The organism is Streptomyces sp. NBC_01669, assembly GCF_026339735.1.
Lineage (GTDB): Bacteria > Actinomycetota > Actinomycetes > Streptomycetales > Streptomycetaceae > Streptomyces > Streptomyces yanii.
The window spans coordinates 6,398,471-6,425,421 of record NZ_JAPEQG010000001.1 but is presented as its reverse complement, the minus strand read 5'-3'; the positions used below and the strand labels follow the sequence as shown (position 1 = coordinate 6,425,421).

Below are 26,951 nucleotides of genomic sequence, written 5' to 3'. Positions count from 1 at the left end.
AGGGGCGGATGCGGGGGTGTGCTGTCGGCGGGACGGGGCCCAGTCCCGCCTGACGGCAGACCGGTGCTTCCTCGGCGCATCCGTCAGACGCCCGCCGCTCGGGCCGCCCGATACACCTCGGCCGCCACATCGGCCAGTTCGGCGGCGTCTCGCGTCGTCGCCTGGAGGTCCAGCAGGATCTCCGACACACCCACTGCAGCATGGGCCACCAGGTCCTCCACGATCTGGGCCACGCTGCCCTGGAAGGGCTGCCGGTCCGCGCCCTCGAACGGCTTGGCGCTGTATCTCGCATTGGCACGGGCACACACCTCGATCGGCCTCTGCCTGCCACGCTCGGCCGCCAGGTCCTGTACCCGCCGCCACTGTTCGGCCAGTGTCGAGGGGCCCATGGCCACAGGCATCCAGCCGTCCGCCCGGTCCACCAGCCGGCGGCCGGCGCGTGGGCTGTTCGCCGGCAGATAGACCGGGATGGGGCGAACGGGCTTGGGGCCGACCTCGGCCGGTGCGATGGTGGTCAGCTCGCCCCGGTACGAGACCGGGTCCGGGCCCCAGACGACCGCGCAGACGTCCAGCAGTTCGTCCAGGACCGCGCCGCGCTTCTCGAAGGGGGCGACCGAGGCGGCCGCGTACTCGTCGAGTGACCAGCCGGTTCCGAGACCCGCGATCACCCGGCCGCCGCTCGCGACGTCGAGCGAGGCGAGCGATCGGGCCAGCTGGAACGGTACGTGGAGCGGGGCAACCAGGACGCTGGTGCCGAGCCGGGCCCGGTCGGTGGCCGCGGCGGCCAGTGTGAGGGTGACCAGCGGGTCGGCGACGCTGCGGTACTGATCGGGCCACGGCAGCCCCGGTACGCCGTACAGCCCCTGGGTGGCCGGCTCCGGAAAGAGCACGCGCTCGAAGACCCACAGGCTCTCGTACCCGGCGTCCTCCGCCGCGCGTGCCACCGCAGCCACGTCGCGACCGATGTCGTACTGCTTCATCTGCGGAAGACCGAGACCGAGCGAGACCGGCATGCGTGCACTCCTTCACGAGGACAGCGGGACAACTACCGTATGTCATATGTCGATTGCCTGCGGTCAACAGGGCGGGTAGGGGCGAGTGAATGTGCGCGGCGCCGACGGGTGGCTTCAGGTCTTGATGGCCGACCTTGCCGACCGCCCCGTGGCCGGTGACCGCGTACGTCACCTCGTGCAGGTTGCCCCGAAGCGGTGTACGGGACGACTCTGGAGGAGGCATCGCCTGCGGCTCGGAGAACTCGGCGTCAGGCTGTGCATCCGGAGACGACGGAGAGGTGCCGACCGTGGACGGTCGGGAACCTGTGGGGAAGCAGCCCGGCGCGCGTGGCCACCGGGATGTGCCACACACCGCGGACATGCGGGTGGAGGCGTGGTCGCCGACGGCCGAGGGCTGCATCGGTGAGGCGGTGCGCGCGGTCGTGGAGGGTTTCGCCGACACGTCCGGATCAGCAGTCGCCGGGGAACGCGAATACGCGGTCACGGCGGAGTCCGACGAGGATCTACTGGTGTCCGTCCTGGAGGAGGTCGTCTACCGGATGGATACCGACGGTGAGATCCCGCTCGATGTGGAGGTGGGGCCGATCCGGTCGGCGGGGGACGGCCGGGAGCTGTCGGTCCGCTTCCGGATGGCAGACGTCGGCACCGTCGTGCCGGTCGGTGCGGTACCCAAGGCCGTTTCGTTGCACGACCTCCAGCTGCGCGGTGGCCCCGACGGCTGGACCTGCAGGGTGACCCTCGACGTCTGAGCCGGGGCGGGAAAGGGACGGAATCATGGCGCTCACGGTGGCACTGGCCGGCGACACCATGCTCGGGCGCAGCGTCGCCGAGGAGCTGCGCCGCTCGCCGGAGCCGAAGACGCTCGTCTCCGCAGGGGTCAGAGAGGCGATCGCGGAGGCGGACCTGTTCGTGCTCAACCTGGAGTGCTGTGTCTCCGACCGCGGGCACCGCTGGCCCGACCCGTGGAAGGCATTCTTCTTCCGTGCTCCCCCGGCCGCCGCGAAGGTGCTGGCCGAACTGGGGGTGAACTGTGTGACGCTCGCCAACAACCATGCTCTGGACTACGGGTTCGACGCCATGGCGGACACCTGCACGCTGCTGGCCGGGGTGGGCGTCCACGCGGTCGGCGCCGGGGCGAACGCAGGCGCGGCCCGGGAGTTCGCGGTGCTGGAGGCGGGCGGAGTGCGGCTGGCGGTGGTCGGCGTCACGGACCACCCGGAGGACTATGCGGCCGGGGAGGACAGCCCCGGTGTCGCCTGGGCCGATCTCCATGCGGGGGTGCCCGGCTGGCTGACGAAGTCGGTGGCCCGGGCCGCTGCGGCAGCGGACGTCGTGCTGGTGACTCCGCACTGGGGTCCCAACATGACCTCCCGGCCGCCGCGCCGTGTCTCGGCCGCGGCCCCGGAGCTGCTGGCGGCGGGAGCGACGCTGGTCGCCGGGCACTCCGCCCATGTCTTCCACGGGATCGCCGACCGGATCCTCTACGACCTGGGTGACTTCGTCGACGACTACGCCGTCGACCCGGTCCTGCGCAACGACCTGGGGCTCCTCTTCCTGGTGACCCTGGACGGCCCGGATGCCGCACACATGGTTCCCGCGCAGGTGGAGGCGGTGCCGCTGGCCCTGGACTACTGCCACACCCGCCTGGCGATCGGCGAGGACCGGGAGTGGATCCGCGAGCGGCTGACCACCGCCTGCGCCGAGTTCGGCACCGCCGTCGCCGATCGGACCGGACGGCTGACGGTCGACTGGAGGTGAGAGACGTGGAGATCGCACTGGTGGAGGAGAACCAGTACCGCTTCCGGATCGAGCAGCGGGAGCCGATGCGCGTACCCGGGGTGGTGTTCGCCTCGCGGGCGCTGCTGCCGCAGGCGGCGGGGGACAAGGCGCTGGAGCAGGTGGCGAACGTGGCGACGCTGCCCGGCATCGTCCGCGCCTCCTTCGCCATGCCCGACGTCCACTGGGGCTACGGCTTCCCGATCGGCGGGGTGGCCGCCACCGACATCTCCCACGGCGGGGTCATCTCGCCCGGCGGCGTCGGGTTCGACATCTCCTGCGGCGTACGGCTGCTGGCCGCCGGCATCGACCGCGAGGCGCTCGACCACGACCGGATGCGGCGGCTGATGGACATCCTCGACCGCACCATCCCGCGCGGCATGGGGCGCGGCGGCCTGTGGAAGCTGTCGGGGGCCGGGGAGATGGACGACCTGCTGGTCGGCGGCGCTCGCTACGCGGTCGAGCGCGGCCACGGTGTGCCACGCGACCTCGCGCGCTGCGAGGACTACGGCGTCCTGGACGGAGCGGCCCCGGGGCAGGTGAGCAGGCGCGCCGTCGAGCGGGGCCTCCACCAGGTGGGAAGCCTCGGCTCGGGCAACCACTTCCTGGAGGTCCAGGCGGTCGACCAGGTCTACGACCAGGCCACCGCAGCGGCCTTCGGGCTACGGGTGGGCCAGGTGTGCGTCATGATCCACTGCGGCTCGCGCGGCCTGGGCCACCAGGTGTGCACCGACCACGTTCGCGTGATGGACCAGGAACTGCACCGGTACCGCATCCAGGTCCCGGATCGGCAGCTGGCCTGCACGCCGGTCGACTCGCCGCGGGGCCGCGCCTATCTGGGGGCGATGGCGGCGGCCGCCAACTACGGCCGGGCCAACCGCCAGCTGCTGTCCGAAGCCACCCGCCATGCCTTCGCGACCGCTGCGGACGTCGGTCTTGAGCTGGTCTATGACATCTCGCACAACACCGCGAAACTCGAGACCCACGAAGTGGACGGTGTGGCACGTTCACTGTGCGTCCACCGCAAGGGCGCCACGCGGGCGCTGCCGCCGGGCGACCCGGGCCTGCCCGAGGACCTCGTCCGGGCGGGCCAGCCGGTACTGGTCCCCGGGACGATGGGCACCGCCTCGTACGTGATGGTCGGCCTGCCCGGCAACGACGCCTTCCACTCCGCCTGTCACGGCGCCGGCCGGGTCTGGAGCCGCCACCACGCGCTGCGCATGGTCCGCGGGGAGCGGCTCCGCGGCGAGCTGGAGGCCCGGGGCATCGCCGTGCGCCCCTCCTCGTGGCGTGGTCTCGCCGAGGAGACGCCGGAGGCGTACAAGGACGTCGACACGGTCGCCGCCGTCACCGAGGGCGCCGGACTCGCCCGGCTGATCGTCCGCCTGGTGCCACTGGGCGTCGTCAAGGGATGAGTCGGCGCGGAGCGGGAGAGGTGGGCTGTTCCCCCGGAGGCCCCGGTCCGGGCGGGCCCACGACAAGCGGCTGCTCGACGCAGACCGCGCGAGCACAGTCATCGACTGTCACGGGGCGGCGAGCCCGTGAACGGCGCCTTCGGTCGTGCCGACCGACCGCCGGTGGCGACATCCCGTCAGAGCACGGCGGGAAGCCGGACGCGGCCTCTCACTCTCCGTGGTAGAGCCGCTCGGGATCCACCAGGACCACCTCGCCTCGCGCCTCGGCCTCGCGCAGGTGCGGGCTGAACCCGACCGCGCTGTAACAGGCCGGCCGAGCCCGGCTCACGTCCTCGCCGCGGTCGGCGAGTTCGGCCAGGATCTGGAGCTGCTCGTGCAGGTGACGCACGTCCATCACCTCGTCCCAACACGCCCTGCCGACCGAGAGCAGGACCCCGGCACGGCCGTGGACCTCGCCGCGGACCACCACATCGACGTCGACCGGCCGGTGCCCCCGGATCCCTGAAAGCGACCCGGCGGAGGCGGTGACGGGTCGGGGGCCGAAGGTGTCCCGGGACGCGAACCTGGTCACCCAGTCCCGGCACACCTGGGCGAAATGCGGCCGGACCACGGCGGATTCGAAGACGGACCGCGCAGACTTCCAGACCTCTGCGGGGCCCTGCTGCCCCAGCGCGATGCGGTTGGGGCGTATGACGGCGTGGTCGAAGGCGAGCAGCGGCTCGGTGATGCGATAGCGGTTCACGCCCGGCCGGAAGGCATCGGGTGCGCCCTGGACGAGGCCGCAGTCACGCAGCACGGAGAGGATGTGGGGTACCTCGGTGGCCGGGCGGTCCATCCAGTCGGCGATCGCGCCCGGCGTCGAGCAGCCGTCGGCGATGGCGGCCAGGGTGGAGTGGCACAGGCCGCGGTCCCAGCCGTCGGGCTCCTGCTCGATGATGTGTCCGGCCTTCCACAACAGCGGAAGGCGGGGGTTGAGGACGGTCCGGCACACCCAGGCGTCGAAATCGTCGGGGCCGACCGGGATGTCCTCACCGGCCGGGTCGTACCTGAAGGCGGTGCTTGCGCCGACGACGGCGTGGACCTGGAGGGCGAGGCGCGGATCGTCGATGCTCCAGAGCCGCGCGCCCTGCCGGAAGTCCAGGGGAAGGATCTTCAGATGAAGGTCTGCCGCGGTCGAGGCAGTGCCGAGCAGTCGGCGCATCATCGGCATGGCACTGCCGCACAGCAGCAGCCTCACTCGGTTGGACCGGCCCGCCTCGCGCAGTCGACGGCAGACGCCGCTGACGTCGGAGGGCAGGGCGGGGCTCTGCCGGACGAGCTCGGGGAAGCCGTCGATGACGACGGGCAGCGGGTGTTCGCTCGCGAGAGTCGCGAAGGCGTCGAGCGCGTCCGCCCAGCAGCTCCAGCGGGTCGGGCGGTCGGCACCGGTGTGACGGGCGAGCTGGTCGCCGAGCCGCCGGAGGGACTCCGCCTCCGCCACGTCCTGGGCCCCGAAGTAGAAGCCACCGGTCGCCGAGGTCAGTTGCTGGAGCAGGAAGCTCTTGCCCTGCCGACGGGGCCCGGTGACGATGGCGACCGCGGGCCCGGGCCGGGGATCGCGGGCGAAGGCGACGAGCGCGTCCCATTCGGCCTCACGGTCGAAGAGCTCCTTCGGCCGGGCAGCAGTGGCGGTGGCGGATCGCACGGGTGGGTTGTCCCCTCGTTCGGCGGCAGCCTTCAGACCCAGTAGACCTCCGGGGTGGCGGCCGCGCCTCTCAACGAGCGGGACCGGGCAGCGTATGTCAGTGGCGGATGCGGTGTGTGCGGTGTGCGGTGTGCGGTGTGCGGTGTGCGGTGTGCGGTGTGCGGTGTGCGGTGTGCGGTGTGCGGGCCGATGATGCCGCGCGCCGCGGTGGTCCGGTGTCGACGTGGGTGTCCGAAGGCGCGGTGAAGGGGTCGGCTGGACAGCGACGACGCCGTCCACCGGGCGGCACAGGCCTTCGACGCGTGGACGGTCCGGGACCGACGCGAACGGGATGTCGACGCCCTGCCCGGTCGACCGGCACCCCACCGAGGTATCGGCCACATCATCCGTTCGTCCGTATTCATGAGGTGCGGAGAAATGGCTCCCTGGCACGCCGGGGCGGCGGTCATGGTGGGCTCCGGCGGTGAAGCGTTCGGCGCTCGCGCCTCTGCTGAACGCGAGTAGCGTGGGGCGTGAGGCAGGGTCGGCAAGGAGTCCGGCCGACATTCACGAGCGTGGGAGCCGCGGGCGGAGCCGTGAGGGCGGCCGTCCGGCACTGCCGGAGCAGTCGATGTGGTCGGCTGACATCAGACCGTTTCCGCACCGCTCGTAGTCGGTGGTGAACCGAAGAGACCGGCTCGACGGAAGAACGCGTCCCGGGCGGGCCGCGTCCCGCACCGCCGAACGTGACTCCGACGGCCCGCAGGAGCCGCGAGCGTGCCGCATCGCCCACGAGGACCGACCGTGGTCGGCACGTTTCCCGCCCCGGGAAACCGGGTGCAGGCGTCCGTGCGGGGTGTCACGGCCGGGTTCTGCCGCATCGAGGAGGCTGGACCATGCACTTCACCGACCGCCCTGACGCGGGGCGGCGACTGGCCGGGCGGCTGACACACCTCGCGGGCGAGGACATCGTCGTCCTCGGCCTTCCCCGTGGTGGCGTGCTGGTGGCGGCGGAGGTCGCCGAGGCCCTCGGAGCGCCTCTGGACATCATCGTGGTGCGCAAGCTCGGCGTGCCCTTCCAGCCGGAGCTGGGCATGGGAGCCATCGGTGAGGACGGTGTGCGCGTCGTCAACGAGGAGGTGATGCGTGCGACGGGAACGGCCGAGGAGGAACTGGCCGCTGTGGAGGAGCGGGAGCGTGCGGAGCTGGACAGGCGTGCCCTGCGCTACCGGGGCAGCCGGCGGCGTACCGGGGTCAGGGGCCGGACGGCGGTCGTCGTCGACGACGGCGTCGCCACCGGGTCGACCGCCCGGGCCGCCTGCCTGATCGCGCGCGGCCACGGAGCGGCCCGGGTGGTGCTCGCCGTCCCCGTGGCACCGGAAGGCTGGACCGCCAGGATGCAGGGCGCCGCCGATGAGCTGGTGTGCCTGTCCACCCCGGTCGGCTTCCTCGGGATCGGACAGTTCTACGAGGACTTCGCGCAGACCACCGACTCCGAGGTCATCGCCTGCCTCGAACGGGCGGCAGACCGTCTGCCAGGGAGCGATCCGCTGGGCTCGGCCCCGCAGGATGCGGCACGATCCGCCACTCCGCCCGTTGCGGATCCGGAAGTCGTCGTGCACGCCGGACCGGTCCGGCTCGCCGGACACCTGGCCGTCCCCGAAGGGGCCACGGGCCTCGTGGTGTTCGCCCACGGCAGCGGCAGCAGCCGGCACAGCCCGCGCAACCGCTCCGTCGCGACCTCGCTGAACAAGGTCGGCCTGGCCACGCTGCTGTTCGACCTCCTCACGGCGCAGGAAGAACTGGACCGGGCCAACGTCTTCGACACCGCCCTGCTGGCCCGCCGTCTGACCGACACGACTCGTTGGCTGCTCGAACAACCCGAGGCCCAGGGCCTCGCGGTGGGCTACTTCGGCGCCAGCACCGGCGCGGCCGCCGCGTTGTGGGCGGCGGCGGAGCCGGGCTCCCAGGTCGTGGCGGTCGTCTCCCGCGGCGGCAGGCCCGATCTGGCCGGGCCCCGCCTGCCGGCGGTGACCGCACCCACGCTGCTCATCGTCGGAGGCGAGGACGAGGTGGTGCTGGACCTGAACCGCCAGGCCCGGGCACAGCTGCGCTGCGAGAGCCGGCTCGCCGTGGTCCCCGGCGCCACTCACCTGTTCGAGGAGCCTGGTGCTCTCGCCAAGGTGGCGGACCTGGCCACAGAGTGGTTCACCGGCCACCTGGGGCCTCGCGCAGAACCGGGAGGTTGAGCGTCGGCGCGGCGCGCGGCCACCGCCGCGCTCCGGCACAGCTGTGCACGTCCCCTGGGTCCGTGCCGTGAGGGGCGCGGTGAAGGACGGCGGCGCGCGAACGGAGGGGAACGAGGCCATCTATGCAACCTGCTTATCTACGCGCATCATTGGGTTGCTTCGCTCGCACAACCATCCCCGGCCGCGGCGTGGGCATCCCCGCTTCACCTGTGCCTGTCCTCGGTCGACACGCATCTTGTCATGCACTTGTCATTTCCTAGGGGAGGCAACACGATGGCTTGCGGATCCACCAGCCTGTGGGCCGGTGAAACCAGCTGGTTCTGCTGCGGCAACGCCTGGGGCCCATGCTCCAGCGCCGGCGGCGGCGCCTGCGGCAACTGCCAGTCCAGCGCACACCACGGCGCGTGGCCCAACGCCTCACAGGCGTGCTGGAACATCACCCGGCCCGACCTCTGTGGCGAGAACATCCCCAGACGCGGCTGCGGTGCGGTGATGAAAGTGAAACACCAGTGCTCGGGCGCGACGGTGTGCATCACGATCACCGACTGCGGCCCACGCACCAAGGACTGGTGCGGAGAGGCGACGTGCTGCAACGGCACCTGTCGCACCAACCGCGTCCTCGACCTGACCCCGGCCGCCTTCTCGGCGATCGGCAACCTCAGCTCCGGCAAGCTGCCGGTCTACATCTACGAGTGAGGGGGACGGACATGACCGTACGACACGACCGGGCCGACGGGATGCGCCGTCGGCGCTTCCTCACCACTGCCGCCCTCGGCGGCGCGACCATCGTCGGCGCGACCGCGCTCGGCGGCCTCGATGCCGAGGCCGCCTTCGCCGCGGAGCCCTCGCTCGACCCCGCGATAGCCAAGTCCACCTTCGTGGAGGGCCGCATCACAGGCATCACCGGCAGCGTCCTGGAGGTGGCGGGCTCCCAGGGCGGCCACTCCCGGGTGCAGATGACCAACGTCACCAGCGTGTGGAAGGTGCGCGCCACCACGGCCGAGGTGATCGAGGTCGGCGACGGGCTCTACGCACGCGGCGTCAAGATGCCCGACGGCACCGTGGCCGCCGACGCGGTGTGGGTGAACATCGTGAACCTTGACACGCAGATCCGCGGCATCGCGAAGAACCGCTTGCACCTCGCCCACGGGCAGCACGAACTGGTCGGTCACGTCGCCCCGGACGCCAGCGCCTCCTACGCGGGCCGCGCCCTGACGTCCGACCTGTCCCGGCTGCGTATCGGGCAGAGCGCCCAGGTGCTCGGTGCCTGGCGGCCGTCCGACAACTCCGTGGACGTCGTCCGCATCTCCGTCGGGCACTGATGCGGGACCGAGGACACAGAGAGAGGAAGAGATGCTGTCACTGACAACGGGCCTCGCCCCACTGGTCCTCGCGGGCCTGCTCGGGTGGACCGGAGCGGTCAAGGTGTTCAGCCGGGGCACCGCGCAGCAGGCGCCGAAGACGGCGCTGGCCCGGATGCTGCGCAGCAGTGAGCGGGCCACGACGGTGCTGCGCGCGACCGGCGCAGGTGAACTCCTGATCGCCGCAGGTCTGCTGGTGATTCCGGCGAACCCGGTGCCGGGGGCAGCCGCCGCGGTCCTCGGGGCGGGCTTCCTCGTCTATCTCGGCTACGGCCGGACCATGGCACCGGAGTCCTCCTGCGGCTGCTCGGCACGTGAGGACACGCCCATCACCTGGCGGGCGTTCGCACGGGCGGCGGTCGTGCTCATCGGCGGGGCCGCGGTGGCGCCGGCACAGGACACGTGGTGGTCGGCGGTCTCCGAGCGGCCTGCCGGTGCCCTTGTCTTCCTGGCCGGGGCGGCGGCGGTGCTGGTCGCTCTCTCGGCCGACCTCGACCGGTGGTGGCTGCTGCCACTGCGCCGGACGAGGCTGCGTGTCTTCGGGCACCCGCTCCTCGGCACCGCCGCCGGGAACCACCAGGTGCCGGTCGCGGCGAGCGTCGAGCTCCTGGAGAACTCCCTTGCCTGGCAGGCCGCCGCGCCAGTGGTCCGGTCCGCGCTGCTGGACCACTGGGAGGACGACGGCTGGCGCATTCTCCAGTACTCGGGTGTGTACGGGGACGGGGAGAACGCGCGTCCGGTCGCGGTGGTGTTCGCACTCGATGCCACGGCCGGCCGCGACACCGGCGACGACCCGGTCGTCCGTGTCAGCTACGTCGACGCGGACAGCGGGGGGGCGGTGGCCGTGGACGAACTGGGCGCGGTGCCGTCGCGCAAGAGCCTGCCGATGGCGGGCTGACGCCACGGACGGACACCTCGGCGCCCCACGGGCGTGAGGAGCACGACAGGGCCGGACCCGCGACAGCCGCGGGTCCGGCCCCCTGCTCCATACCTGCCGGGCGCCGTAGCGGGCCGACCGTACGAGCGGCAGACGAGCCGGGCTGTTTGCCGCGGGCAACCGGCACCTTCACCGGAAGATCTTCTCCGTTACCGCCCGGTGATGCGCGGTGACGGACACGAGGTGCGGGCGGCTGACTCGCCGCTGTCATGCGGTCGCCCGGCCGGTCTTGAGCGCCAGGTCCTCAGCGGCGCCGCTTGCCGCCCTGTCTGCCGTTCCTTCGGTGGCCGCGCTGCCGGACAAGGGCGACGTGGGCCTTGCGCTCCCGGGACACTCTCTCGGCGAGGACCTGAAGGTTCGTGAGGCCCTCCCGGTCCGGGTGACCGGAGGCCAGAGCCGCCCGGAGGGCCTCTTCGGCCTCACGGCCCTGTTGGTGCAGTACCTCTCTCGCCCCGTCGGCGCCGGCCGCCTCACAGAGCTGCAACAGGCTTTCAGCAACCATGAGCAGACTTTCCGGCTCCGTCAGGTCCTCCGGGGAGAGAATCCCCCGGCGGGCCAGGAGGCTCAGCGCGGTGGGAGCCACCGAGGGGTCCGAACGGAGACTTCGCAGCAGCCGCTCCCCGTCGTCGAGCGAGGAGACGAGGACGTCCAGCATGGCCTCGGCCCGGGTGCGGAACGGCATGGTCCGCACCGTGTGGACGAGCTGCTCCAGCGCCGCGGGCCGGGCGCCGTGGACGGCGATCCACCCGGCGAGCTCCGCCCGGGCGGACTCGGGATCGTAGTCATCGGCGAGGACGCCCAGCAGGCCGGCCGCCGGGGCCTGGGCAAGCTCACCGATCAGAGGCGCGTCCCGGCCTTCGGCCAGCAGCCGACGACGCACGGAGTCCGTTCCGAGGTCGGTGAGACGGATCAACTCAACAGGACCGGCGCTCAGTTCGGACTTCAGTTTCCGGGCCCGCCGGGTGTCCTCCTCGTCCAACAGGGCACCGTCCGGCAGGGCTTCGCCCAGCGGTCCGGCACGTCCGGTCGACATCCCCGGCAGCACGCCGGGCGACGTCTCGAGGTCGTCATCGTCCTCGGTCGGTATGCCGGCCCACCCCTCGATGTCGTTCTCGCTCATCGCCAGATCCGCGAAGACAGGATCGGCCATCCCCCGGTGGCACTCGATCGCCCCCAGGCTCTCCAACACACCCAGCACCGTGCGCAGATCGTCATCGGCTTGTTCGAACGTGGCGAAAGCGCCGAGCAACGAACGCGAGCGGTGGGCGAGGTGGACGGCGTCCCGCAACGCGGGCCAGGGCATGGGGTACGGCAGGCTGTAGAGGGTTGCCAGTACGTCGGGCAGGATGACGTCATGCACGTCGAGGTCGTCGTAGGCGTCGGACAGCACGGATTTTCTGTACCTGCCACCGCGCGCGCCCCGCACTGGGCCACGCAGCTCGCGGAACGCGTCGAAGGCGCGCCGCCACAGTCCAAGCGGGTCGTTCAGCACGGGCTCCGCCCTGGCCACCACGTACAGCTTCCCCTTGGCGACTCGTATCAGCCTCGCTGTCTTCGCCCACTCCACAAGGAGGTTGAGGCGCGGCAGACCCGCGGACGAGCGGACCGAGTCGGTGCTGTCCCCGGTGTCCAGCCGCTCCACGAGCTCCCGCGCATCGGACAGCCGCAGCCTGCCGGAGCCGGTGAGCGTCCGGCCCTCGCGCCCCGCCCATTCGGCAAGGCCGCGCAGCTGCCGCAGGACCGGTGACCGGTCGGCCTGCTCCCGCAGGACGTCGTCGCCCGGGAGCGTGATCGGGAGCTGCGGCTCGGACCGTACGGGCCCGGAACTGCGCAACTGCCGCTCGGCGATGGCCTGAAGCACCTCGGGGTCGTAGGGCACCTCTTCGCGCTGTGTCCGCCCCACGAAGTCCTGCAGCGCATGCTCGTCGTGGACGTCGACGCCCTGCTCCGCGGCGATGGTGATCCAGAACTTCGCCATGCCCCAGCGGCTGCGGTCGGCCATCGCCTCCGCGTGGCACGGCGCTGCCGCGTCGACGGCCTCCAGCCCCTCGGACAGGGACGCCCCTCGAGGATCCGCGAGGTGGACGGCATCCAGATACCGCAGCAGGGCTCGCAGAGTGCCCGGCACATCGGCGGGCTCCTCGTCGGGAAGTACGGTCACCGACCGCGGAACCCAGTCGAGCAGGAACTCCTCGATGTGCCGCTGGTCCCATAGTCCCAGCCTGCCGTCCGGCGTACCGATATGGCGGTACTCCAGCGCGGCTTCGGCGACGAACGGATCGGCGTCGATCCCGTTCTCCCGGGCCCACCGGTCGAACCGGTGGACAAGAAGATCACAGGCCGCCTCGTACTCGTTCTCCTCCGCGGGATTGAAGATCATCCGCATGATTTCCCGCTCTTGCCTTTCGCAGGGCTCCGTCTCCGCTGCCCACGCTACCGGCCATGAGGGCAGGCCGGGACCCGGAGCCACCTTCGGCTTCGTGCCTGAGTCCCACTTCGAGCGGGCGGCGCCGCTGCTGCTCGCTGCGGTGGCGGCCGAGACGCCGCTGGACGGGGTGCGCACCTTCCGGCACCGGGCGTACTCCACCGTGTGGCTCGATCCGGCGGCGTCCGGCGCGGCACCGTGGGAGTGCCTGTACCGCGCGTTGCAGCAGCGGTTCCCGCACCGTCGTGGGCGTGGGGCTCTGGGAGCTCGTCCTGCTCTCGCGCAGGGGTGACGGACCGATGCGGCCGCGGGCCACGGTCTCTCTGGGCACGGGCGCGGCGCGTTGGCTGCCCGAGCCGGGCTCCGGTGCGCCGGGCGCGGAGGACACGGCCTGGCTCCCCGAGATCACCGGCAGGTGATGCACGAGCAGTTCGGCAAGGGGCCGGCCGAGTCGGGTTGCCTTGGTTGTCGCCGAACGCCTCCTTCCGCATGAGGTCGAAGAAACTCGGGGCTCCTTCCTTGGTGCGCACATCGATGGAGGCGCGCACATCACCGTCGGGGCCCAGCCGTGTGATCCCTGCGCACGGACGCATCCGCGCATCGGGCCCGTGGAAGATGAGTCGATGAGTCGGAAACAGCCTTTCGAGCGGGAGCCGGGCCGCATGCGAGCCACATGCCCGCAGTCCATCAAGGAGTGAACGTTCGTGACAGCGTGCGAGTTCTGCAACGACGACTACGACATGGCGTTCGAGGTAGCGGCGGAGGGAGCTGTCCACGTCTTCGACAGTCCGGAATGCGCTGCCCGGCAGTTGGCTCCGGTGTGCACCACCGGTCGGAGCCACACTCCCGGCTACGGTCTGCGGGCCGAGGGGCAGTTCTTCTGCTGTGCGCACTGCGCCCACCGGCAGAGGTTCGCGCAGCTGGTCGATCGCACCTGAGCAGCCGGTGCGCTCGCGAGATTCTGCTCGTACTCCCGATGATCTCGTACGGGCCCTTCGTGCGGCCGGGATCGGTGATGAGCGCCTGCTCCAGGCTGTGCGTACGACGCCGCGAGAGCAGTTCGTCCCCAGCAACCGTGCGGCGGCCGCTTACGACGACGTACCGGTGCCGATCGGCTACGAGCAGGTGACCACGCAGCCCTCGCTGTCGGCCATGATGATCGAGAGCCTCGGCCTGGACGGGGACGAGCATGTACTGGAGGTCGGTACGGGACTCGGCTTCCAGACCGCGCTGCTCGCCCGGCTGGCGGCGGACGTGGTGAGCATCGAGATGTGGCCGGACATCGCCGCTCAGGCCCGGCGCAATCTGGCCGGCCAAGACATCCGGAACGTGGAACTACGGATCGGGGACGGCAGCGGCGGCGTGCCGGACCTCGCTCCTTATGACGCCATCCTCGTGTCCGCCGCGTTCCCCGAGGTCCCCGTGCCACTGATTGAACAGTTGCGGCTCGGCGGCCGTCTGGTACAGCCCATCGGGCCGGGAGGGGACGAGGATGTCATGTCCTTCCGGCGCACCTCCTCGGGGCTGGTCACCGTGCGGCTGCTGACGGCGGCCCGTTTCGTGCGTCTGCGGGGACGGTACGGCTTTCCCTAGACAGACCGCCAGACCGCCGCCTCTTTCCGTGGACAGGCCGTCGCATCGAGGTAGTGAGCAAGCGGCAGACGAGTCGGACTGTACGCCGGGTTCTGTTCCACTCAGGGAGCGATCACGCTCTGACCTGCACTTTTACGGGCATCCGGCCGGCGCACTCCGGAAGTTCTCACCCACTCGGCACCAGGTATCGGGAAGGACGCGAACGCGTTGGTCAACGGAAGAGCGCGGCCCAGCGGGCCTCCTCTTCACGCTGCTCCTGGCCGCGACTCAGCCGCGCGCGGAAGGCCAGGGACACCGTGGTGGTGGTGCCCGCGACCGCCACCAGCGCGACCGCGGACAGGGTGACCGGCATGAGCAGCAGGAGCATCGTGAGGGCCGCCGATCCCCACCCGGTCAGTACAGCGGCCGCGACCAGCCGGCGGGAGCGCGGCCGGTCCTGCCCGGCACGCAGGTCGATGCAGGCGGGCAGGTACCAGACGTTGCCCGATACGCAGAGTACGGCGACGCCAAGCGCCAGAACACCATGGGACATCGGGCAGCACTCTCCTCAGGAGCGGGGCTTGCGGTGGTAGACGGGCTCAGAGGTCAGTGCGGTACGGCAGGGTCGAGCGCGGCAATCTCCGGATGGTGCAGATCGAAGGCCGGGGACTCGCTGCGGATTCGGGGCAGGGCGGTGAAGTTGTGCCGGGGAGGAGGACACGACGTGGCCCATTCCAGGGAGCGGCCATAACCCCAGGGGTCGTCCACGGGTACCTTCTTGCCGTACTGAGCGGTCTTCCAGATGTTGTAGAAGAAGGGGAGGAACGACAGCCCGAGCAGGAACGAGCCGATAGTGGACAGGGTATTGAGGGCGGTGAAACCGTCGGCGGCGAGATAGTCCGCGTATCGGCGGGGCATTCCCTCCACACCGAGCCAGTGCTGCACCAGGAACGTGAGATGGAAGCCGACCGTCAGCACCCAGAAGTTGATCTTCCCCAGGCGCTCGTCGAGCATCTTGCCGGTGAACTTCGGCCACCAGAAGTGGAATCCGGCGAACATCGCGTAGACGACCGTACCGAAGAGCGTGTAGTGGAAGTGGGCGACCACGAAGTACGAGTCGGAGACGTGGAAGTCCAGTGGGGGTGAGGCCAGGATGACTCCGGTCAGTCCACCGAAGACGAAGGTGATCAGAAATCCGGTGGCCCACAGCATCGGCGTCTCGAAAGACAGCGACCCCTTCCACATCGTGCCGATCCAGTTGAAGAACTTCACTCCGGTCGGTACGGCGATCAGGAAGGTCATGAAGGAGAAGAAGGGCAGCAGTACACCACCGGTGACATACATGTGGTGGGCCCAGACAGTGACGGACAAACCGGCAATGGCTATCGTCGCGGCAATGAGACCGATATAGCCGAACATCGGCTTTCGGGAGAAGACCGGAATGATCTCGGAGACGATGCCGAAGAACGGCAGAGCCAACACATAGACCTCCGGGTGCCCGAAGAACCAGAACAGGTGCTGCCACAGAAGTGCACCCCCGTTGGCGGCGTCGAAGATGTGCGAGCCGAACTTCCGGTCCATCTCCAGCGCGAGGAGTGCTGCGGCGAGGACCGGGAAGACCAGGAGGATGAGTACGGCGGTCAGCAGTACGTTCCAGGTGAAGATCGACATCCGGAACATGGTCATTCCCGGGGCACGCATGCAGATGATGGTGGTGATGAAGTTCACCGCTCCGAGAATGGAACCGAAGCCGGACAGTGCCACGCCCATGATCCACATATCGGCGCCGACGCCCGGCGAGTGAACGGCGTCGGACAGCGGGGCATAGGCGAACCAGCCGAAGTCGGCAGCTCCTTGAGGAGTGAGAAACCCTCCCGCGGCGATCAGTGAACCGAAGAGGAACAACCAGTAGGCCAGCATGTTCAGCCGCGGAAAGGCCACATCGGGTGCGCCTATCTGGAGCGGCATGAGCCAGTTGGCGAATCCCGTGAACAGCGGCATGGCGAACAACAGCAGCATCACCGAGCCATGCATCGTGAATGCCTGGTTGAACTGCTCGTTGGACATTATCTGCGTCCCGGGACGCGCGAGTTCGGCGCGCATCACCAGCGCCATCGCCCCACCGATCAGGAAGAAGGCGAACGCGGTGACGAGATAGAGCGTGCCGATCTGCTTGTGGTCGGTCGTCGTGAGCCACGAGACGACGATCCGGCCGCGCGAGGAACGGCCCGGCAGATCGGTGCCGGGCTGCGTCCTGCCGGGCTGGGTCGTGCCGGGCTGGGTCGTGCCCGCCCGAGTGGGCCGGCGACCGGCCGGGGTGCCCTCCGCGTCGACGGTGATGGCCCGCGCGCCGGCGGGGTCGGCCCTGGGGCCGGGGGGCTTGGGGCCATATGCAGGGGCGGCCTGATTGCCCTGCGATTCCATTGCGTCCACCGGACCGTGTCCTCCAGCTCTGGCAGTTCTCCGAACGCGCCCCGGCCGCACGCGGACGGCTTCAGGGAGCGGTCGGGAAGGTCCGGCGGATCACGAGGGAACGGACCGGACCTTCCCGACCGCACCATGCTGGTCGCAAGCGGCGACGCTCCCCAGGGACCGACGGGCACCTTCCACGGGGCCGACCGGCCCTACTTCCCCACGCATTCGGCAGCCGACCGGCCCCGCCCGCGCCGGCCTTCGAGACCACACACCGCCGGGCCCTCGGCACCTGGGCTGTCGTAGGCCGACCGCCCGTGGACCGGTCCCAGCCCTGCGCGCCGAGGCACCTCAGGCGTACAACGGAACGGCCGACCAGCAGCTGATCAGCGAATTCCTGCCGCTGGTGAGCCCGCTGGAGGAGCTGATCGCCGAGCTGTACCGGGTCATGTTCGAGCGGCATCCGTATCTGCGGTCGTTGTTCCCCGAGTCGATGGCGTTCCAGCAGGCCCATCTCGTCGGGATCTTCCGCTATCTGATCGGTAATCTGCACCGTACGGACGAGATGATCGGCACCTTCGCGCAGTTGGGTCGCCGAACGGTCCCGTGCGCTCCGGGTGCGGCTGCTGCTGGATGCAAGGGTGGGTGAGGGCATGTACGACGCGGCGTATCCGGAGGCGTTCCGGCGCGGACGCCCCTGGCTGACCGTCCTCACAGCCGGTCAGGCCGGTCTCTCCGCAGATCCCGGTCCGGGGGGCCCTGGACGGAATGCCGGCGCAGCGTCCCGGGGCCGCCCCGCCCGGCAGCACGTCTATCTGGCCCTGGAACCCGAGGCATCCACGACAGGCTCCGCGCGGGCCGTCGGCGCCCGGCCGGCCGCCGCCGGAGTCCCGGCCATGCACACCCATCACGACAGCACCGGCATCGTACGGGTCATAGAAACGTCTGCCAGTACGACCAGAACCGCGTTGCTATCAGCATGACGATGACCAGGCACCAGGTAACCGGGACCACAAGCGGGAACTCCAGCACCACCGCGACGAGAGCGCGTGGGGCGGGCAGGACGCCATGGCGCAGGTTGTGCACGGTCGTGTGCCAGAACATGAAGATGGTGGCCACCCACACGAGTACGCACCACAGGCAGAGCGCGCCGATGTCGTACAGCGCCTGCGTCATCAGCCACATGCAGAAGCCGACGCCGAACAAGGTGCCCAGGTTCAGCCCCAGCCAGTACCACCGCTGGTAGCGCGCACCTGCGAGCAGGCCCGCGCCGGTCCCCATCACCATCCCGAAGGCGATCAGTCCGATGAGCGGATTGGGGAAGCCGAACACCGACGCCTGTTCGCTGCGCATCACATCCGTGCAGGACACCACGGGGCTCAGCGAGCAGGCGGGTACGAAGCCGGGGTCGGCGAGCAGTTCGAACTTGTCGGTGGTGATCACGAAGGAGCCCAGCAGCCCGAGGGCGGCGGTGATCACCAACAGCCATGCGAATCCCTGGCGCGCCGCGGTCCGCTCCTGTTCGCCGCTCGTCCCCGAAGCACCGTCGTCCGCCCTGTCCTGCGAGGAGCGGACCTCCCGGTCATCGGCCTCGGGGGCTCCCGCTACCAGCTCCGACTCACGCGCCGACGCGCTCATGCCCGCCCCCGCACGGAGCCGTCCGGCCAGACGACCTCCACCCGGATTCCACGCGCCCGGGCGAAGGCAACCAGATGTGCGGTGGCGTCCCGGCCGTCCGACGGCGAACCGTCCCACACGGCGAGCACGGTCCGGCACGTCTCCACCAGACGTTCATCGGCGCTGACACAAGCGTTGCGGTCGGCCGGATCAAATGCCAGCAACCGTACGTTCTCGGCCAGGACCAGCAGTTCCCCTGCGGCCTGCCGGTCCCCCTCGGGCAGCACTGCGGGCACCGCGCCCTGGGCCGGCAGCAGTACCGTCAGCTTCCGTCCGGCTTCCCGGGCGGCGCGCCCGAACACCAGCGGCAGCCCCGCCCCGACCCGTACGAGAGCGGCCACGCCCTCTGCAAGGCAGTCCAGCCGCGCTCCCAGTTCAGCCTCCACCAGCGCCAGAGTTCTGTCGTTGAGGTCTCTGTGTCCGACGACCGCGATCAACGCGTTCTCCTCCTGTACACATCCGCACCGCCCGCTCCGACCGAACGCTCCACAAGCCACGGCCCGGCCCCGGAGCCGCCGTTGGGCCGGCCTGCAGCATGCGGTCCACCGCAGTGAACCCATCGGGGGTCCGACGCCGCTAGGGCCGTTCGGCCCTGGGCCGTTCGGCCCTGGCGTGCGGATGGCAGCACGCGATGTACTCGTGCGGCAGGCGAGCAGATCAGGAGACAAGGCCGCCCTATGAGCCACGCAGGTCATCAGTCGCCCCAGCCGTCCGTTCCCGCGACCAGTCCCACGCCGTCGGCATCGGCCCCGGCGCGCGGCCCGGCGGCCACCGGACCACGCCGCCCGGTCGAGTTGACGGGCGCTCAGGCGCTGAGCCTGCTCGGCGGGACGTCGGGGCTCCGGACCCCGTGAGCCGACGCGGCAGGGCGAGCACGCACAGCACCGCGACTCCCGCCCCAGGCGGGCATCGCCACAGCCCTGCGCGACACTCCTCGCCTCTTCACCCCAGGGACTATTCAGGGACTTTCAGCGCTGTCCGAGGGGCTTCGGAGGGACTTCTTGCGGCCCGAAGCGGCAAGCTACTGAAAGCCCAGAAAGGGCCTCCGACGCAGGTCGGAGGCCCTTTCGAAGGAAAAACCGCAGGTGGCGGCAGACGAGTCGGGCTGTACGCCGGGTTCTGTCACCCGGTCGCCTCGCGGCGGCCGGGGAGACGGCCATCCATCTAGGACCGGCATTGCTGCCGGTCTCGTGCGGTCTACCCGCGAACTCGGGCGAGCAGCCCTCGGACGTTCGCGCAGGGCCGTCCTGCGACGGCCCCTCTTGACCTTGCTCCGGGTGGGGTTTACCTAGCCGCCTGAGTCACCTCAGGCGCTGGTGGTCTCTTACACCACCGTTTCACCCTTACCGAGGACCGAAGTCCCCGGCGGTTTGTTTTCTGTGGCACTGTCCCGCGGGTCACCCCGGGTGGCCGTTAGCCACCACCCTGCCCTGTGGAGCCCGGACGTTCCTCGGGAGGATCCGAAAATCCCCACGCGGCCGTCCGCCCGGCTCGTCTGCCGTGTCGACCATGCTACCCGGACGCGCGGGACGCCTCGGACGGAGCTGATCGGGCGAACGCCGCAATGCCTGCGGACCAGGCGGCCGACAGATCGGCGCCCGGGGGAAACCGCCCGTTGAGTTCCAGGACCACCATTCCGTGGGCGAACGCCCAGGCCGCCCGAGCCCGCTCCTGGTCGCCGTCGACCGCGCGGAGGAGAGGAGCCACGGCGCGTTCCTGCAGGCCGGGAGGGAGCGCCGTGGAGTCCATGGGCCGCGCGGTGGTGAGGAGGTAGAGGTGCGGGTGGGCGAGGGCGTAGGCGCGGTACGCGGTGGCGAAGGCCGGGAACGAGCCGGGGGCGGCGGACTCGGCCGCTTCCAGCGTCTCGGCCGTCTCCCGCAGCACCTCGCCGGCCAGGGCCGTCAGGACGGAGGCCTTGTCCGGAAAGTGTTTGTAGAGGGACGGCGCCGTGATCCCGATGCTGTCGGCGAGCCGGCGCATGGTGAGGGCTTCCGGGCCTTCCGTCTCCAGGAGGGTGCGGGCGGCGGCGATGATCTGCCGGGCCCGGTCCGTCACATGGCCCGTCGCATGGCCGGTCACATGGCCCGTGACGGCGTCCGTCGTGGGTGCAGTGACACGTTCAGTCACGCTGGAAAGCCTTCCTTCGTACGGAGTCTGCAGGGGTGCGCCGGAGTCCGTGGTGCCCTCGGAGCCCGTGGCCGAAGGCGCGATCGTACGAGATGACGGGCGGGTCGGCCGCACCGGGACACGAGGCCGGCCGGCCGCGCGCCGCCGTCGCCGCTCTCATGCGGGCGCGAACAGTACCTTCGCCGCCCCCGGGTCCGCCTGGGTGAGGCGGACCCGGAGCCGCTCGCCCAGGGGGAGCTTCGTCGTGCCGCCGTCGATGCGGGCCACGATGGCGGGGTGCTCGATGTGGACCGTGCCGATGGTGGGTTCCTGGTCCTGTACGTCGACCACGTACGCGTCGAAGACCTCGCCCACCTGGTCGCTGAGGAGTGCTGCCTCGACCAGGTCGACGCACTCGCGTTCCACCGTGTTGGCGCGGCGGGTCCCTTCGGCCATTTCCTTCGGGAGGCCGGGGAGCGCGGCCGTCACCCACTCGGGCGGCTCCTGGTCCGCGACCGCCGCGACGCACAGTTCGGCCGCGTACCGGTCGACGAGGCGGCGCAGGGGTGCGGTGCAGTGCGTGTAGAGGTCGGCGACCGCGGCGTGGACGGCGGGGGTGGGGAGTTCGCCGTGGTCGAAGACCGTGTAGCCGGCGCCGCGCAGCAGGGTGGTGCACTCCTGGAGGAACGCGGCGTGGCTCGCCCTCCTCGGGTCGAGCGACCGGACGATCTGGGCGTACGGGACGTGGTGCGGCCAGTCGATGTGCAGGGCCTCGGCGGAGCGGCGCAGCCGGGCGACGGCGCCGTCCGGGGCGACCGGGAGCGTACGCAGGATGCCGGTGCCCGCCTCGGCCATCAGATGGGCGGCGGCCAGGCCGGTGAGGAGGGAGATCTGCCCGTTCCAGCCGTAGGCGGGCAGCGGCGCGCGGTACTCCAGGCCGTATGCGCCGTCACGCTGGACGATCTCCTGCTCGGGCACGTCGAGCGAAATCCCGCCGCGGGCGACCTCCTGCTCCTCGCGGAGCCGGCCGATATCCTTCAGCAGGGCGAGGGGTTCCTCGGCGGTGCCCGCGTCGATCTGCCGCTGGACGCCCGCGTAGTCCAGCTTGGCGCGGCTGCGGACCAGGGCCCGTCGTACGTCGGTGGCGACCGTGCGGCCCTCCGCGTCGAGGTCGATCCGCCAGAGCAGGGCGGGGCGTGGCTGCCCGGGGAGGAGGCTGGCTTCGCCCTCGGAGAGCGGGGTGGGGTGCAGCGGCACCTTGCCGTCGGGGAAATAGAGGGTCGTCACCCGGCGGTGGGCCTCGGTGTCGAGTGCGCCGCCGGGGCGGACGAAGGCGGCGACGTCGGCGATGGCGTAGTGCACCCGGAAGCCGTGCGTGCGGCGTTCGAGGTGCATCGCCTGGTCGAGGTCGGTGGAGGTGGGCGGGTCGATGGTGAAGAGGGGGAGGTCCGTCGCGTCCTGGTGTCCTGTCAGGACGAGGGACTTCGCCACCTGCGCCGCCTCCGCGAGGACCTCGCGCGGAAAATCGACGGGCAGTCCGAGCGTGGTGCGCAGTTCGCGCAGGGCCGCCCGCAGCGGGGTGTCGGCTGCGCCGGTCATGTGGAGATGGCGGCGGGGCATGGACCGAGCGTATGGCGGGGCGGGGCGACCGGCATCCCGGGTGCGGGCGGCCCTGCGGTCCGGGGACCAGTTGGTCCTGCGGACCGGGTGCCGGGATGGGCGGTCCCGGCGTCCCTTTACGCTGGCAGGCAGGCCTTGGGCAGTCGTGGGGGCCGCTTCCCTGTTCGTACGAAGGAGAACCGTCGTGCTCGTGCTGTTGCCGCCCTCCGAAGGAAAGGCCGCCTCGGGGCGCGGAGCACCCCTGAAGCCGGAGTCGCTGTCGCTGCCGGGGCTTGCCGAGGCTCGGGCTGCGGTCCTCGACGAGCTGGTCGAGCTCTGCGTGGCGGACGAGGAGAAGGCCCGCGAGGTGCTCGGTATCGGCGAGGGGCTGCGCGGCGAGATCGCGAAGAACGTCGAGCTGCGGACGGCGGGAACGCGGCCCGCCGGGGAGATCTATACCGGGGTGCTGTACGACGCGCTGGACCTGGCGTCCCTGGACACGGCGGCCCGGCGGCGGGCCGGGAAGTCGCTGCTGGTCTTCTCCGGGCTGTGGGGCGCAGTGCGGGTGGGCGACCGGATTCCGTCGTACCGCTGCTCGATGGGGGTGAAGCTGCCGGGGCTCGGCGCCTTGGGCGCGTACTGGCGGGCGCCGATGGCCGAGGTGATGCCGGAGGCGGCCGGGGACGGGCTCGTACTGGACCTGCGGTCGTCCGCGTACACGGCGGCGTGGAAGCCGAAGGGTGCGGTGGCGGAGCGCACGGCGAGCGTGCGGGTGCTGCACTCCCAGATGGTGGACGGGGTGGAGAAGCGGTCGGTGGTCAGCCACTTCAACAAGGCGACGAAGGGGCGGATGGTCCGCGACCTGCTGCAGTCGGGGGACCGGCCGAAGGGGCCCGCGGAGCTGGTGGACGCGTTGCGGGAGCTGGGGTACGTGGTGGAGGCGGAGGCTCCGGGGCGGGCGGGGCGGCCGTGGGCGCTCGATGTCGTCGTGACGGAGATCCACTGACGCCCGACAAGCAGTGTTGCAGCATGTGCAACGCTCGTTGCGTACTGTGCGGTGAGCGCGGCAAGATGAGGCCATGACCTCCTCCTCTGTGCTGGACCTTGCCCCCGTAGTCCCCGTAGTCGTCCTGGAGGACGCCGCCGACGCGGTGCCGCTCGCCCGGGCCCTGGTCGCGGGCGGGCTCCCGGCCATCGAGGTGACGCTGCGGACGGCGCCGGCACTGGACGTGATCAAGGCGATCGCCGCGGAGGTACCGGATGCGGTGGTGGGCGCGGGCACGGTGATCTCCGCGCAGAACGTCGCCGACACGGTGGCGGCCGGGGCCCGGTTCCTGGTCAGTCCGGGCTGGACGGATGTGCTGCTGGACGCGATGAAGGGGTCGGGGGTGCCGTTTCTGCCGGGCGTCTCGACGACGTCCGAGGTGGTGGCGCTGCTGGAGCGCGGGGTCACCGAGATGAAGTTCTTCCCGGCGGAGGCGGCGGGTGGCACGGCCTACCTCAAGGCCCTGTCCGCACCGCTCCCCCAGGCCCGGTTCTGCCCGACGGGCGGCATCTCGCTCGCCTCGGCTCCCTCGTATCTGGCACTGCCGAACGTCGGCTGCGTGGGCGGCAGTTGGATGGTGCCGGGGGATGCGGTGGCGGCGAAGGACTGGGCGCGGGTGGAGCGGCTGGCGGGCGAGGCGGCGGCGCTGCGCGGCTGATTCCCCTCCCCGCCCCTTCCCGAACCGGGGGCTCCGCCCCGGACCCCGGTGGGTGCTGACGGGGCTGCCCCTGCGGAAGCGGGCAGCCTGCTTCGCGCGGCGGCAGCTTCGCACCACGTGGGAACCACCCCTGCGGCGGCAACAGCCTCGCGCCGTTCCCGGGGCGCCACCCTCAGGAGCGACAGAGTCCGTGCGCGGCTTCCGCTTTCTAGCGGCTTCCGCTTTCTACCGGAGGTGCGACGTGTCGTTCAGCAGTCGCAGTGACGCGTTGCCGTCCGCGTAGTACGCCACCGCAGAAAGCGACGCCGCCGAGAGTTCCATGCGGAACAGGGACTCCGGTGGGGCGCCCAGGGCCAGGCGGACCAGGGTCTTGATCGGGGTCACGTGCGTGACCAGGAGCACCGTGCGGCCCGCGTAGCGGGTGGTCAGGCGGTCGCGGGTGGACGAGACCCGGCGGGCCACCTCGGCGAAGCTCTCGCCGCCGCCTGTCGGGGGCGTCCTCGTGGAGGCGAGCCAGGCGTCCAGGTCGGGGCCGTACCGTTCACGGACCTCGGCGAACGTCAGGCCTTCCCAGGCACCGAAGTCCGTCTCGCGCAGACCTTCCTCGATCTCGATGGTCAGGCCCAGGCGTGCGGCCACCGTCGCCGCCGTTTCGCGGCAGCGGCGCAGGGGCGAGCTGACGATCTCCTGGATGGTGCCGCGGGCCGCGAGGGACTCGGCCACGCGCTCCGCCTGGTGGCGGCCGGCCGCCGAGAGTTCGGGGTCGGTGCCGCCACTTCCGGAGAATCGTTTCTCGGGGGTGAGGGCCGTCTCGCCGTGGCGGAGCAGGACGAACGTCGCGGGCGCACCCATGTCGGGGTCGGCGCCCCAGCCGACCTGTGGGGTGGCCGCGGGTTCACGGCGGGTGGACATCGCCGCCCGCGCCTTCGCGGCGCCTGCCACCGCGTCGCCGGGGGGACCGGAGACCGGGGGCAGGTCGAGTGCGGCCGTCGACGCCGACGGCTCCCACTGCTTGCCTCGCCTGCCCGCGTCCATCGCCTCGTTGGCAAGCCGGTCCGCGTGCTTGTTCTTCTCGCGCGGGATCCACTCGTACGTGACGGCGGACGCCGGAAGGATCCGGGCCGCCTCCGCCGCGAGCGGCTTCATGTCGGGGTGCTTGATCTTCCAGCGGCCCGACATCTGTTCCACGACCAGCTTGGAGTCCATCCGGACGCGCACCCGCAGTGCACCGTCCGCCGATGCGTCCGGCACCAGCGCCTTCGCGGCCTTCAGGCCCGCGATGAGGCCTTTGTACTCGGCCACGTTGTTCGTCGCAATGCCGATGTACTCGGCGGCCTCGGCGAGCGTCTCCCCCGTGACCGGGTCGATCACGACCGCGCCGTACCCGGCGGGCCCCGGGTTGCCCCGGGAGCCGCCGTCGGCCTCGATGACGAACTGGCGCGACTCCGTCATTACAGGCCCGATTCCGCCGTACGGACCAGGATGCGGTGGCAGTTCTCGCAGCGCAGCACCGTGTCCGGGGACGCCGCCTTCACGTCGTTGACCTCGGTGATGTTCAGCTCCAGCCGGCAGCCCTCGCAACGGCGCTGGTAGAGCCGGGCGGCACCGACCCCACCCGACTGGGCGCGGAGCTTGTCGTACAGCTTGAGGAGGTCGGCCGGCACGGAGCCGGCGACGAGCTCGCGCTCCTTCGTGACGGTCGCGGCCTCCTCGTCGAGCCCATTGGTCGCGGCGTCCCGGCGGGCGGTCGCGTCGTCGACCTTGGCCTGGACGGCGGAGACCCGTGCGGTCAGTTCGGTGACGCGCTCCTGTGCGGACTCGCGGCGCTCCATGACCTCGAGGACGACGTCCTCCAGGTCACCCTGGCGCTTGGCCAGCGAGGTGATCTCGCGCTGGAGGCTCTCCAGGTCCTTCGGCGAGGTGACGGCGCCGGAGTCGAGGCGCTGCTGGTCGCGGACGGCGCGCTGGCGCACCAGGTCGACGTCCTGCTCCGCCTTGGTCTGCTCGCGAGCGGTGTCGCTCTCCTCGGTCTGCGAGGCGACCAGCAGGTCACGCAGTTGTGCGAGGTCGGCGGTGAGCGAGTCGATCTCGGTGTGCTCGGGCAGCGACTTGCGCTTGTGGGCGAGCTGCGACAGCCGTACGTCGAGGGCCTGGACGTCGAGAAGTCGGATCTGGTCGGCGGGCGCGGCGTTCAGTTGGGGGCTCCAGAAGAGTGGTGGGTGGTCCAGGGGTCGGTGACCTGCTTCGAGACATGGACCCGCAGGTCCCATCCGTGGCGGTCGGAAATCGCGTCGAGCTGCGCCGCGGCCTGCTCGCACCAGGGCCATTCGGTGGCCCAGTGCGCGGCGTCGATCAGGCCGATCGGAGACTGCTGAACGGCCTCGGAGGCCGGGTGGTGGCGCAGATCGGCGGTGAGGAAGGCGTCGACGCCCGCGGCGCGCACGGCGTCGAAGAGGCCGTCGCCGGAGCCGCCGCTGACCGCGACGGTGCGCACGAGCGCGTCCGGGTCGCCGGCCACGCGGATGCCCTGCGCGGTGGCGGGCAGCCGGGCGGCGGCGCGGGCCGCGAAGTCGCGGAGGGTCTCGGGGTGGCCGAGTTCGCAGATCCGGCCGAGGCCGCGACGGCCCTTGGAGTCGGTCGGGTCGGGTACGAGGGGGCCGGTGACCCGCAGGTCGAGGGCGCCGGCGAGGGCGTCGGAGACGCCCGGGTCGGCGGTGTCGGCGTTGGTGTGCGCGACGTGCAGGGCGATGTCGTGCTTGATGAGGGTGTGCACGACCCGGCCCTTGAAGGTGTCGGCCGCGACCGTCGTCGTACCCCGCAGATAAAGGGGGTGGTGGGTGACGATCAGCTGCGCTCCGAGCCTGACCGCCTCGTCGGCGACCTCCTGGACCGGGTCGACGGCGAAGAGCACGCGGTCGACTTCGGCGGCCGGGTTGTCCACGTCTCCGCAGACCGTTCCGACCGCGTCCCATCCTTCGGCCCGCTCGGGGGGCCAGAGGGCGTCGAGCGCGGTGAGAACTTCAGACAGACGGGGCACGGAGGA

At 71.1% G+C, this 26,951-nt stretch carries 25 protein-coding genes and 1 other RNA gene; 13 read left to right on the top strand and 13 right to left on the bottom strand.

The window, feature by feature from the left end; all coding sequences use genetic code 11:
- Window positions 1-83 precede the first annotated feature (83 nt).
- A complete protein-coding gene (locus OG972_RS28760) occupies window positions 84-1,013 on the bottom strand; it encodes an LLM class F420-dependent oxidoreductase (RefSeq protein WP_266986259.1) in 930 nt (309 codons plus the stop codon).
- A 287-nt stretch (window positions 1,014-1,300) separates the two neighbouring features.
- Here OG972_RS28760 and OG972_RS28755 point away from each other — a divergent pair, with 287 nt between their 5' ends.
- The 3 genes from OG972_RS28755 to OG972_RS28745 are packed head-to-tail and all read left to right on the top strand — an operon-like array spanning window position 1,301 to window position 4,204.
- Window positions 1,301-1,762 (top strand): archease, encoded by a 462-nt coding sequence (locus tag OG972_RS28755; RefSeq protein WP_266986257.1) that lies wholly within the window; start codon window positions 1,301-1,303, stop codon window positions 1,760-1,762.
- Between the two features lie 25 nt (window positions 1,763-1,787).
- Window positions 1,788-2,771, top strand: coding sequence for a CapA family protein (locus OG972_RS28750; protein ID WP_266986255.1), 984 nt, complete (start codon window positions 1,788-1,790; stop codon window positions 2,769-2,771).
- A 5-nt stretch (window positions 2,772-2,776) separates the two neighbouring features.
- Window positions 2,777-4,204: an RtcB family protein gene (locus tag OG972_RS28745; RefSeq protein ID WP_323135903.1), complete on the top strand. Its 1,428-nt coding sequence runs from the start codon at window positions 2,777-2,779 to the stop codon at window positions 4,202-4,204.
- 208 nt (window positions 4,205-4,412) lie between these two features.
- On the opposite strand, the gene OG972_RS28740 is transcribed toward OG972_RS28745, so the two are convergent.
- Window positions 4,413-5,888 carry an ATP-binding protein gene (locus tag OG972_RS28740; RefSeq protein ID WP_266986253.1) on the bottom strand — a complete coding sequence of 492 codons (1,476 nt, stop codon included), beginning with the start codon at window positions 5,886-5,888 and terminating at the stop codon, window positions 4,413-4,415.
- An 875-nt stretch (window positions 5,889-6,763) separates the two neighbouring features.
- On the opposite strand from OG972_RS28740, the gene OG972_RS28735 reads away from it, so the two are divergent.
- The 4 genes from OG972_RS28735 to OG972_RS28720 all read left to right on the top strand — a co-directional run bounded on the left by OG972_RS28735 (window position 6,764) and on the right by OG972_RS28720 (window position 10,375).
- Complete coding sequence (locus tag OG972_RS28735) at window positions 6,764-8,116, top strand: phosphoribosyltransferase family protein (RefSeq protein WP_266986251.1); 1,353 nt, start codon at window positions 6,764-6,766, stop codon at window positions 8,114-8,116.
- A gap of 273 nt (window positions 8,117-8,389) precedes the next feature.
- Window positions 8,390-8,812 (top strand): RlpA-like double-psi beta-barrel domain-containing protein, encoded by a 423-nt coding sequence (locus OG972_RS28730; RefSeq protein ID WP_266986249.1) that lies wholly within the window; start codon window positions 8,390-8,392, stop codon window positions 8,810-8,812.
- A gap of 11 nt (window positions 8,813-8,823) precedes the next feature.
- The gene (locus tag OG972_RS28725; protein ID WP_266986247.1) at window positions 8,824-9,438 is read left to right on the top strand and encodes a cell wall protein; all 615 of its coding nucleotides are present in this window, start codon (window positions 8,824-8,826) and stop codon (window positions 9,436-9,438) included.
- 31 nt (window positions 9,439-9,469) lie between these two features.
- Window positions 9,470-10,375: a MauE/DoxX family redox-associated membrane protein gene (locus OG972_RS28720; protein WP_266986245.1), complete on the top strand. Its 906-nt coding sequence runs from the start codon at window positions 9,470-9,472 to the stop codon at window positions 10,373-10,375.
- Window positions 10,376-10,658: 283 nt separating this feature from the next.
- On the opposite strand, the gene OG972_RS28715 is transcribed toward OG972_RS28720, so the two are convergent.
- Window positions 10,659-12,794 (bottom strand): hypothetical protein, encoded by a 2,136-nt coding sequence (locus tag OG972_RS28715; protein ID WP_266986243.1) that lies wholly within the window; start codon window positions 12,792-12,794, stop codon window positions 10,659-10,661.
- A gap of 100 nt (window positions 12,795-12,894) precedes the next feature.
- Here OG972_RS28715 and OG972_RS28710 point away from each other — a divergent pair, with 100 nt between their 5' ends.
- The 3 genes from OG972_RS28710 to OG972_RS28700 all read left to right on the top strand — a co-directional run bounded on the left by OG972_RS28710 (window position 12,895) and on the right by OG972_RS28700 (window position 14,432).
- A complete protein-coding gene (locus OG972_RS28710; protein WP_323135902.1) occupies window positions 12,895-13,131 on the top strand; it encodes a hypothetical protein in 237 nt (78 codons plus the stop codon).
- 412 nt (window positions 13,132-13,543) lie between these two features.
- A complete protein-coding gene (locus tag OG972_RS28705) occupies window positions 13,544-13,777 on the top strand; it encodes a hypothetical protein (RefSeq protein WP_266986241.1) in 234 nt (77 codons plus the stop codon).
- A gap of 7 nt (window positions 13,778-13,784) precedes the next feature.
- Window positions 13,785-14,432 (top strand): protein-L-isoaspartate(D-aspartate) O-methyltransferase, encoded by a 648-nt coding sequence (locus OG972_RS28700; RefSeq protein ID WP_266986239.1) that lies wholly within the window; start codon window positions 13,785-13,787, stop codon window positions 14,430-14,432.
- A 211-nt stretch (window positions 14,433-14,643) separates the two neighbouring features.
- On the opposite strand, the gene OG972_RS28695 is transcribed toward OG972_RS28700, so the two are convergent.
- Together OG972_RS28695 and ctaD are read right to left on the bottom strand one after the other, a co-directional pair.
- Complete coding sequence (locus OG972_RS28695) at window positions 14,644-14,964, bottom strand: hypothetical protein (RefSeq protein WP_266986237.1); 321 nt, start codon at window positions 14,962-14,964, stop codon at window positions 14,644-14,646.
- A gap of 53 nt (window positions 14,965-15,017) precedes the next feature.
- Window positions 15,018-16,844 (bottom strand): cytochrome c oxidase subunit I, encoded by a 1,827-nt coding sequence (gene ctaD, locus OG972_RS28690; RefSeq protein ID WP_266986235.1) that lies wholly within the window; start codon window positions 16,842-16,844, stop codon window positions 15,018-15,020.
- 385 nt (window positions 16,845-17,229) lie between these two features.
- On the opposite strand from ctaD, the gene OG972_RS28685 reads away from it, so the two are divergent.
- Entirely contained in the window at window positions 17,230-17,472 is a 243-nt protein-coding gene (locus tag OG972_RS28685) for a hypothetical protein (protein ID WP_266986233.1), read from the top strand.
- A gap of 284 nt (window positions 17,473-17,756) precedes the next feature.
- Here OG972_RS28685 and OG972_RS28680 read toward each other — a convergent pair whose 3' ends face one another.
- The 5 genes from OG972_RS28680 to OG972_RS28660 all read right to left on the bottom strand — a co-directional run bounded on the left by OG972_RS28680 (window position 17,757) and on the right by OG972_RS28660 (window position 22,226).
- Window positions 17,757-18,461 carry a vitamin K epoxide reductase family protein gene (locus tag OG972_RS28680; RefSeq protein ID WP_266986231.1) on the bottom strand — a complete coding sequence of 235 codons (705 nt, stop codon included), beginning with the start codon at window positions 18,459-18,461 and terminating at the stop codon, window positions 17,757-17,759.
- On the bottom strand, window positions 18,458-18,937 hold the full coding sequence (locus OG972_RS28675; protein ID WP_266986229.1) for a hypothetical protein: 480 nt from the start codon (window positions 18,935-18,937) through the stop codon (window positions 18,458-18,460). Before OG972_RS28675 ends, OG972_RS28680 begins: the two co-directional genes overlap by 4 nt.
- Before the next feature lie 655 nt (window positions 18,938-19,592).
- Window positions 19,593-19,994: RNase P RNA component class A (gene rnpB / locus OG972_RS28670), an RNA gene on the bottom strand.
- An 18-nt stretch (window positions 19,995-20,012) separates the two neighbouring features.
- Complete coding sequence (locus OG972_RS28665; RefSeq protein ID WP_266990766.1) at window positions 20,013-20,555, bottom strand: TetR/AcrR family transcriptional regulator; 543 nt, start codon at window positions 20,553-20,555, stop codon at window positions 20,013-20,015.
- A 228-nt stretch (window positions 20,556-20,783) separates the two neighbouring features.
- Window positions 20,784-22,226, bottom strand: a complete 1,443-nt coding sequence (locus OG972_RS28660) for an RNB domain-containing ribonuclease (protein ID WP_266986227.1) — start codon at window positions 22,224-22,226, stop codon at window positions 20,784-20,786.
- Window positions 22,227-22,410: 184 nt separating this feature from the next.
- Between OG972_RS28660 and yaaA the strand changes: the two genes are divergently transcribed.
- The gene (gene yaaA, locus OG972_RS28655) at window positions 22,411-23,211 is read left to right on the top strand and encodes a peroxide stress protein YaaA (RefSeq protein WP_266986225.1); all 801 of its coding nucleotides are present in this window, start codon (window positions 22,411-22,413) and stop codon (window positions 23,209-23,211) included.
- Window positions 23,212-23,284: 73 nt separating this feature from the next.
- Window positions 23,285-23,908 (top strand): bifunctional 4-hydroxy-2-oxoglutarate aldolase/2-dehydro-3-deoxy-phosphogluconate aldolase, encoded by a 624-nt coding sequence (gene eda, locus OG972_RS28650; protein WP_266986223.1) that lies wholly within the window; start codon window positions 23,285-23,287, stop codon window positions 23,906-23,908.
- 225 nt (window positions 23,909-24,133) lie between these two features.
- Here eda and OG972_RS28645 read toward each other — a convergent pair whose 3' ends face one another.
- From OG972_RS28645 to OG972_RS28635, 3 genes are read right to left on the bottom strand one after another with little or no spacing between them, the layout of a single operon-like run.
- Window positions 24,134-25,360, bottom strand: coding sequence for a bifunctional RNase H/acid phosphatase (locus OG972_RS28645; protein WP_266986222.1), 1,227 nt, complete (start codon window positions 25,358-25,360; stop codon window positions 24,134-24,136).
- Window positions 25,360-26,103 (bottom strand): zinc ribbon domain-containing protein, encoded by a 744-nt coding sequence (locus tag OG972_RS28640; protein ID WP_266990764.1) that lies wholly within the window; start codon window positions 26,101-26,103, stop codon window positions 25,360-25,362. Before OG972_RS28640 ends, OG972_RS28645 begins: the two co-directional genes overlap by 1 nt.
- Window positions 26,100-26,945, bottom strand: coding sequence for a Nif3-like dinuclear metal center hexameric protein (locus OG972_RS28635; protein WP_266986220.1), 846 nt, complete (start codon window positions 26,943-26,945; stop codon window positions 26,100-26,102). The genes OG972_RS28640 and OG972_RS28635 overlap by 4 nt, the downstream gene beginning before the upstream one ends.
- Window positions 26,946-26,951: the final 6 nt, after the last annotated feature.